Source organism: Actinoplanes subtropicus (assembly GCF_000721705.1).
GTDB lineage: Bacteria > Actinomycetota > Actinomycetes > Mycobacteriales > Micromonosporaceae > Actinoplanes > Actinoplanes subtropicus.
In genome coordinates this window covers 1-6,993 of sequence record NZ_JOJL01000087.1, presented here as the reverse complement: position 1 = coordinate 6,993, position 6,993 = coordinate 1, and the positions used below count along the sequence as shown (strand labels likewise).

At 62.4% G+C, this 6,993-nt stretch carries 7 protein-coding genes; 4 read left to right on the top strand and 3 right to left on the bottom strand.

Annotation, left to right across the window (positions count from 1 at the left end; genetic code table 11):
- Positions 1-135 precede the first annotated feature (135 nt).
- A complete protein-coding gene (locus IH26_RS0151890; RefSeq protein WP_030443713.1) occupies positions 136-675 on the top strand; it encodes a DUF4240 domain-containing protein in 540 nt (179 codons plus the stop codon).
- A gap of 156 nt (positions 676-831) precedes the next feature.
- Here IH26_RS0151890 and IH26_RS61005 read toward each other — a convergent pair whose 3' ends face one another.
- The 3 genes from IH26_RS61005 to IH26_RS61000 form a co-directional block, all read right to left on the bottom strand.
- Positions 832-1,464 carry a hypothetical protein gene (locus IH26_RS61005; protein ID WP_157437900.1) on the bottom strand — a complete coding sequence of 211 codons (633 nt, stop codon included), beginning with the start codon at positions 1,462-1,464 and terminating at the stop codon, positions 832-834.
- A gap of 181 nt (positions 1,465-1,645) precedes the next feature.
- Positions 1,646-2,047 carry an MTH938/NDUFAF3 family protein gene (locus IH26_RS0151885; protein WP_051810094.1) on the bottom strand — a complete coding sequence of 134 codons (402 nt, stop codon included), beginning with the start codon at positions 2,045-2,047 and terminating at the stop codon, positions 1,646-1,648.
- A 154-nt stretch (positions 2,048-2,201) separates the two neighbouring features.
- Entirely contained in the window at positions 2,202-2,681 is a 480-nt protein-coding gene (locus IH26_RS61000; RefSeq protein WP_157437899.1) for a hypothetical protein, read from the bottom strand.
- 221 nt (positions 2,682-2,902) lie between these two features.
- Between IH26_RS61000 and IH26_RS0151875 the strand changes: the two genes are divergently transcribed.
- From IH26_RS0151875 to IH26_RS0151865, 3 genes are all read left to right on the top strand, one after another.
- The gene (locus IH26_RS0151875) at positions 2,903-3,265 is read left to right on the top strand and encodes a hypothetical protein (RefSeq protein WP_157437898.1); all 363 of its coding nucleotides are present in this window, start codon (positions 2,903-2,905) and stop codon (positions 3,263-3,265) included.
- Positions 3,266-4,519: 1,254 nt separating this feature from the next.
- Positions 4,520-5,101 (top strand): Shedu anti-phage system protein SduA domain-containing protein, encoded by a 582-nt coding sequence (locus tag IH26_RS59270; protein WP_342668382.1) that lies wholly within the window; start codon positions 4,520-4,522, stop codon positions 5,099-5,101.
- Positions 5,102-5,654: 553 nt separating this feature from the next.
- The gene (locus tag IH26_RS0151865) at positions 5,655-6,926 is read left to right on the top strand and encodes an SNIPE associated domain-containing protein (RefSeq protein WP_245666067.1); all 1,272 of its coding nucleotides are present in this window, start codon (positions 5,655-5,657) and stop codon (positions 6,924-6,926) included.
- Positions 6,927-6,993: the final 67 nt, after the last annotated feature.

Sequence of the window (6,993 nt, the reverse complement as noted above, 5' to 3'; positions counted from 1 at the left end):
TGCGGCCGATTGCAGAAGAGGGTCGGCTGCCCCGCGACGGTCCATCCGCCAGACACGGAGGGTGACGACGTGCGTTAGTTGGTCTGCCCTATCGGCGGCAGGACAGTGCGTTCAGTGGTTCGCTACAGTTCGCCCGTGAACGGGGAACGTTTCTGGAGCATCGTCGAAGACGCTCGCACAGAAATGGGCAGCGACAGCGAACTCGTCGCTCAGGCGTTGCTTCGCCGTCTTCGAGCTTTGCCACCCGACGAGATCGAGCAGTTCCAAGAGCATTGGGAGCAGGCGCGGGACGAAGCCTATCGATGGCCTATCATTGACGCCGCGACTCTGCTGTTGGGGCCGATGGGCGACTCCCTCGAATTGCAGGACTGGATCGTCTCGCACGGGCGCGAAACCGTGCAACGCTTACAGGACGATCCGGACAGCATGGTGGAATTGGTGCCCGATCGACACAACGCGCGGATCGATTGGTTCTGCGGCCTAGCAATGGAAGCTCACATAGCCGCGACTGGAGCCCCTTTCACGGTCGACGGTCCTCCTGGTCTGTACGAACCGCTGGGAACGCCCGTTGATCTGACGGACGAGGCAAGCGCAAGACGGCAATTTCCCCGGCTCACGGCCTACCTGGACAACAACCGTTGGATTCCACGCCCCTGGGAACGCCCGGCCGACTGATAGCCACGTCAGAGCGAGGCCCTTCGATGCACTGTCGTCGGCGTTTCGCGCCCCAGCCGCCGCTCGACCGTCACACTGAGTAGCGAGCGGTTCGCGGCATGAGAGCGTGCTGCGTCGATAGAGGTCACGTACGCGGAGCCGCGCGTTGCGATGGCGTCAATCGCGGTCGAGGCGGTAGGAAACGAAGTAGCCACTATGGTTCGTGCCCTGCACTTCTGCCCGGATAGCGGAAATTAAATCCAACGCATCACGGCGCGCTTTATCGCGAACTTTGCTCTGTTCGGCCCATGTGGCGAGGGGAGGTGTTGTCCCGATTGACACTTCCTGAATCTGCCCGTCATGTTCAGTCCATGAAACGAGCGGTGACTCTTGAAACGCCGAGCCTTCGACCAGGGCCAGCAGAAGTCCGCGAAGTGCGTTGAACCGCGTATGCACCAAATCGGAGGCGTAGAGATCGAGATCTGTTTCGGTCGTCGGGTCGATGTGCCAGGCGTCCCTTGGAATCGATGCCTGGTCAGCGGTCATCGCGTACAACGCGCTTAGAAGACCTTCCGCCCACTCGATGACAGATTTATAGAGCGATGCACGCTGTGCGCGAAGAATTTCCGTGCTGGTGCGCTCGCGTAGCGCCTCTTCCTGGATCAGTGCGAGGGAACGTTGAGCCTCCAGAGTCGCCTTGGTGTTGTCACGTTGAGCGCGCAGAGAGAGAACCGTTGTCATCGCGCTTGCTGCGACGGCCAGCGCCGCCACGCCCGTCGAGGCCAGGCTAACGACGATCTCCGCCCGCATGGCAGAATCTTTCCACATCGCAACGGGCGTCACAATGAACTGGCCACTGGGGCCCGCCGAGCGCGAGCGCCTATAAGGTGACCTGGAGTAGTTCAACTCGGCGGTCAGCGGTCGTTCGCCTCAGCTCTCAGCGGTTATCGCGCGCACCAAATTCGGCAAGAGCGGACGTGTGGAGCACAGCTCAGCAGGTCGAGTGGAACAGCCCACCCACGGCCGTGATCTCGCGCAATCGGTTGTACAACTCGATCGCCTCGGTCGTTTCCGCCACATGCACGGTCACGCCCCGTGCCTCCAACCAGTCCACCGTCGACTGCGGTACCTCGAGCCGCTTCTCCATACCCTGCGACAGCACCACCGCCACCGCGCCCGCGGCGAACAGTTCTTCGACGTCGGCGGTCTGAATACCCGGCGAGTGCCGGGTGCCGGTCTCGGTCCAGTCCCATTGGCGGCCGCCGCCGGGCCATACCTTCAGGTCCTTGACCACGCCGAGCCCGTCAACCTCGAGCCTGCCCCACGAAGCTGCGAGAATCTCCGGTGACGTCACACAAGTCAATCTACCGGCATGCCGATACCGGCCCTGCATCCCGTCGAAGGCGTTGACCTGCGTTGTCCGAGCGGCGCCGCCTGGCGCCAGGTGGGCTATCGGCGAGCGCGCGCACGCCGCTCCGCGCGGGCACTACCGACGGTGACGATCGCGCTAGCCAGTTCGCTCGATCAGCGGCAGATCCGGACGTCGTCTACGAAGCCTTCCGAGGCAACACGCCTACTCGAATCTGCACCAGACCATCATCCTCCCACTCCTGCTGGGAGTGAGCAGGGGCCAGCTCTACGCCCGCACATCCGGCGGGAGACACGAACTCGGCGCGGAGATCTTCTAGCAAGGCCCGGGCCTGCGATTGGACATGCGAGGAGCCGTACGGATCGTCGATGCTGAGGCCGAGCACTGCGGCACCTTCACGCGTGATCGTGAGAATCGCTCCGTAGTGCGCACGTGCTTTCACGTATAGCGAGAAACCGTCTAGTGCGTCGTCCCGTCCGAGGTCAGCGAGAGCTGCTCGATCGTCATCGCTCCCAGCGTTCTCGACATAGACCCGGCTGAAGGCGGCAAGCCGCTCATCGCCGGGATCATCGCGATTGACGTAGCGCTTGATGAAGTGGCTGAGGAGATCCGGGTCGGGACGGGGTAGCCAAACATAAACGTCTACACATGGCGGCATTCGTGGATCTTACGTGTCGGCACGCGGGGTTCCGCTCATCAGCACGAGCGGCCGCCTGCCCGACCCTCGGCGGCCCTGACGCTATGTAGCGAGCGGATCGCGGCAAATGAGTACATGCTTTGCCGAGCAGATGGGGCCTACGGTAGGGGCCTCAATTGCCTTGGAATCGGGCGTTGTGACCGGCTCCTGTCTGCGCCGCGCTGGGTAGGAATGAGGCTGCGGTGAACCGTGCCGCTCGTAACGGTGATCTGGCTACGGCACAGCGGCTGCTGGGCAAGGATGTGTCACTGATTGGCGGCCGCAGTCCGATGGTGGCGCTCGGTTTCAGCGTTCTGGGCAGCTCGATGCTGGTGCGCTGGCGACACGACGAACGCTGGATCCGGGCGCGGATTGCTGCGACGGAGCACAGTGCGCTGTTGGCGCTCGCCTGCCATCCGCGCCGCTCGTTGATCGCGGTCGCGCCAACCGAAGCTGCGGTGGAACTAAGCCGCGGTGACGGCCTCGGCGTCGTTGGCGTCCGGGCTGAACTCGTCGGCGCCACGGCACTGAACTTCAGTCCGGACGGCCGACGCTACACCCGATGAACGAGTGCTTGTCGCCAACGTGTCGGGCAACTGATCCGCTTAAGCATGACACCCGCGTGACCGCCGGTGAAACCGGTGATAAGGTACCTGGCTGGGTGGATGGTGCGCCCGGTTGCGAGTCACCCGGTATGGCTCGGAGCGACCAAAGGGTCTATGGCCCCGCCGTGAAAACGAGGCAATGACGATCTTGTCAATACCGCGCCGGGGTGGTAAGACGGGAGTTTGTCGTGCCCTTGTTTCACGATATTTCTAATTTCTTTGAGGGCCGTGGGCGGTTTCTTGCGGTCCTCATTGTGCATGTCCCGATCATTCTCGTCATTATAGGCACTATGCCAATGCTGCTAATTGCAGCTCCAATCGCACCGTCCAGATATCAGCACCTCTTGGGCTCGGTTTTGGACAGCTTGAGCGCATGGAGTCGCTCGGCCTTAGAATCGCTCAAATGGTAACGCTAAGTTGTTTATGCCAAAGACTCGCGCTGAGAGGAATGGCGATGCCGCACACTGACTTGAAGAAGGCGCTAAAGTCTTACGCAATCACGTTCGGTGTCCCTTACGTGTTATCCAAAAAGATAGTCAGCGAACTGTATTGGTCAGGCAAATTCTCCGTGCCCTGGTTTGAAGACAGGATTGAAAGGGGATTGACTCCTATCTGGCCCGTAGATTACTCGCCCGACAACTACCGCGCATTGGCAAAACTAGATTATCGTCGGCTCTCAGACCCGGATGGCCACCTAAGTGAGCTCGCGGGTTATTCGCTCGTCGACCTGAGAGGTGTACCCGGCAGTCCGTTGCACAGAGCCGTATCTCCGTTCCTCCGTCTAGTAGAGCGACCGAGGGTAGGCCTGTCAGGTGCCGATCGGCCTGATTAACCCGACCTCGAGTGGAAGATGCATATTTCGGCTTCAGATGCAAATCGGCGATATCGTTGTACATGGCGACGGAGAACCCCTCGTCATGTGTCTAGTTGGCCGTCTTGCCTTGTCTACTGGGGAGTCGGTGGGCGCACTCGTCTCGGCATGAGTTAACTCGCATTGCCCAAACCCGTGACTACCCAACGTTACGATCGCCGCCGGGCCGGCCGCACGCTCGCTGGCACGAGGCCGCGCCTTCGGGATTCGGCAATGTCTGTTGCTTCCAGTAGTCGCGGAGATCACAGGGAGCTGCGAAAATCGGCGGCGTGGATGCAGAAGGAGGTTACAGGCAGGCGGCGTTGCACTACGGCAAGCTGTTGGCTCGCCACGGCTTCACCCGGATGTGCGACTATAGGCGACGTATCACGGCTGATGACCTATCGGCGCTCAAGACGAAGCTATCGACGGCACGCACGGAGCGACCCATGCACCGGCTTCTGGCGCAGCGTCCACATCTAGTTGTTAACGCAGAGATGGCACACGGATGCCGATGGATCAAATCTAACCCGCAGCTAGGGGCCGAATTTAGTCCGGACTTCGCGGTGGTTCGCTTGGATAGCGGAGGATTGCGATGGACTCTGATGGAGTTGCAGGATCCCATAACGCAGCTTTTCATTGGCAATGGGCAGGCAGGGAAAGAGCTTCGCGAGGGTATTCATCAGATTGGCGAGTGGCGTGGCTGGGTCAGACGCTGGGGCCAAAACGGCGCCGAAGATCATGGATATCCCCGTCTCAGGGACGACTTCCGGGCCGTCGTGGTAATCGGACGCTCGAACGATAAGCTGAAGGACCTCCAGGCCGACGATCGAATCAGTGCGCTTGAGAGGGAGCATCGGATTGAGATCAGATCATATGATTACATCTATCGTGCGGCGTGGGAGGAACTGTACGACTGTGGCGTCGACCACGGTCGTAACCCCTGATAGGAAATGGGGGGCTAACCCGTTGGGCCAATGAGGAAATTGATTACTTGAGCCAATAACGCCGGGACCACTCGAAGTCAACTGCGACTGTCGAGACGCCGGAACCACATGGGATCAACAAATTCGTATCAGCGGATACTGCGACGCACTCTCGTCGGCATGTCCGGGAGCGGTAGGGGCGCTCGCCGGCCACCGAGCGTGACGGAACTCGTCCGCTTCTTGTTCGACCGGTGTGGATGATCGACGCGTGCCGTTGGCCGAATCTCGCCGATGGCCACCCAACGGGCGAGTTCAGGCCCCGTGCGGGTGATACCCGGCCGTCATGCCGATCAATACGGTGAAAGCCCTCGATGACACAAGGTAGCCGAACGCGGGGCTTTTGCAGGTGTCGACCTATCGATTCAACGTGCCGCCGGGCTGGCCGGCGCCGCCCGCGGAATGGGCACCGCCACAGGGTTGGAAACCGGATCCCTCCTGGCCGCCGGCACCGCCCGGCTGGCAATGGTGGATCCCTGTGGACGGTTCGACGCCCACCGGAGGCAGACGATCACAGGTGCCGGTCATCGCCGGCCGCGCCTCCGTGCAGGCGCCTGCCCCGCCGCCAGCAGCGGTTCCACTGGTCCCCGCTCCGCTCGCACCGGCGCCGCCGGTCGCGGTCGCAACCGAGCCGTCGCACGGACGGACAGGCGGCTTGCCCGGTGGCCGACGACGGCTGGAGGAGGAGAACGAGGACCTGCGCCAGCAACTGACCACGCTGCCTGGCATGGATCCGGCATCGATCGCCGCCGAGGCAGCCCGGCTGAGCGACCAGGTCAGGCGCCTGCGAGAGGAACAAGCGGACGTCGAAACGCAGCTGGCTTTGCTCCGCGCCGAGCTGGTGCGCACCTCGGAAGAGTCGGAGCTGCAGGAGATCGGCATCTACCGGTATCAACACCCGCTCGCGGACGCGGTCGCGTACAAGGCGCAGCTGGCCGATCTGGCGGACCGGATCAAGGTGATGGCCCGCGGCGGTACCGCGATCGAGGCGAACACCGGATGGACGGTGAACGGCTCCGCCGTCGAGGGCCGCAAGATGGTCAACGAGTACACCAAGCTGATGCTGCGCGCCTACAACGCCGAAGCTGACAACTGCGTGGCGCGGGTTCGGCCGCATCGGCTGCACACCACGATCGAGCGGCTCGACAAGGTCGCCAGCACGATCGCCCGGCTCGGCAAGACCATGGGGATCCGGGTCAGGGTCGAGTACCACCGGCTACGGGTGCAGGAGATCACCCTGACTGCCGACTACCGCGCCAAACAGGACGAGGAGAAGGAACGCGTCCGCGAGGAACGCGAACGCCAGCGCGAGGAGCGCGTCGCGCTCGCCGAGTTCGAACGGGAGAAAGCCCGGCTCGCGAAGGAACAGTCCCACTACCAGGCGGCCCTGGCCAAACTGCATGCCAAGGGTGACACCACCGCTGCCGCCGAACTGGAAGCCAAGCTCACCGAGATCAGCGAAGCGATCGCCGGTGTCGAAGCGCGCGAGGCCAACACCCGCGCCGGCTACGTCTACGTGATCTCCAACCTGGGCGCGTTCGGACCCGACATGGTCAAGATCGGCATGACCCGCCGGCTCGACCCCGAGGACCGCGTCCGGGAACTCGGCGACGCCTCCGTGCCGTTCCGATTTGACATCCACGCCCTGATCTTCAGCGACGACGCCGTCACCCTGGAAAACCGGCTGCACACCGCACTCGCCGACCGACGCGTCAACAAGGTCAACACCCGCCGCGAATTCTTCTACGCCAGCCCATCTGAAGTTCCACCCTCGAACCGGACACCTTGAAACCAGACAGTGGTCTGGGGGAAGGATGTTCCGGTGCCCCGCCCTTCGAAGTACAACGAGGATTTCC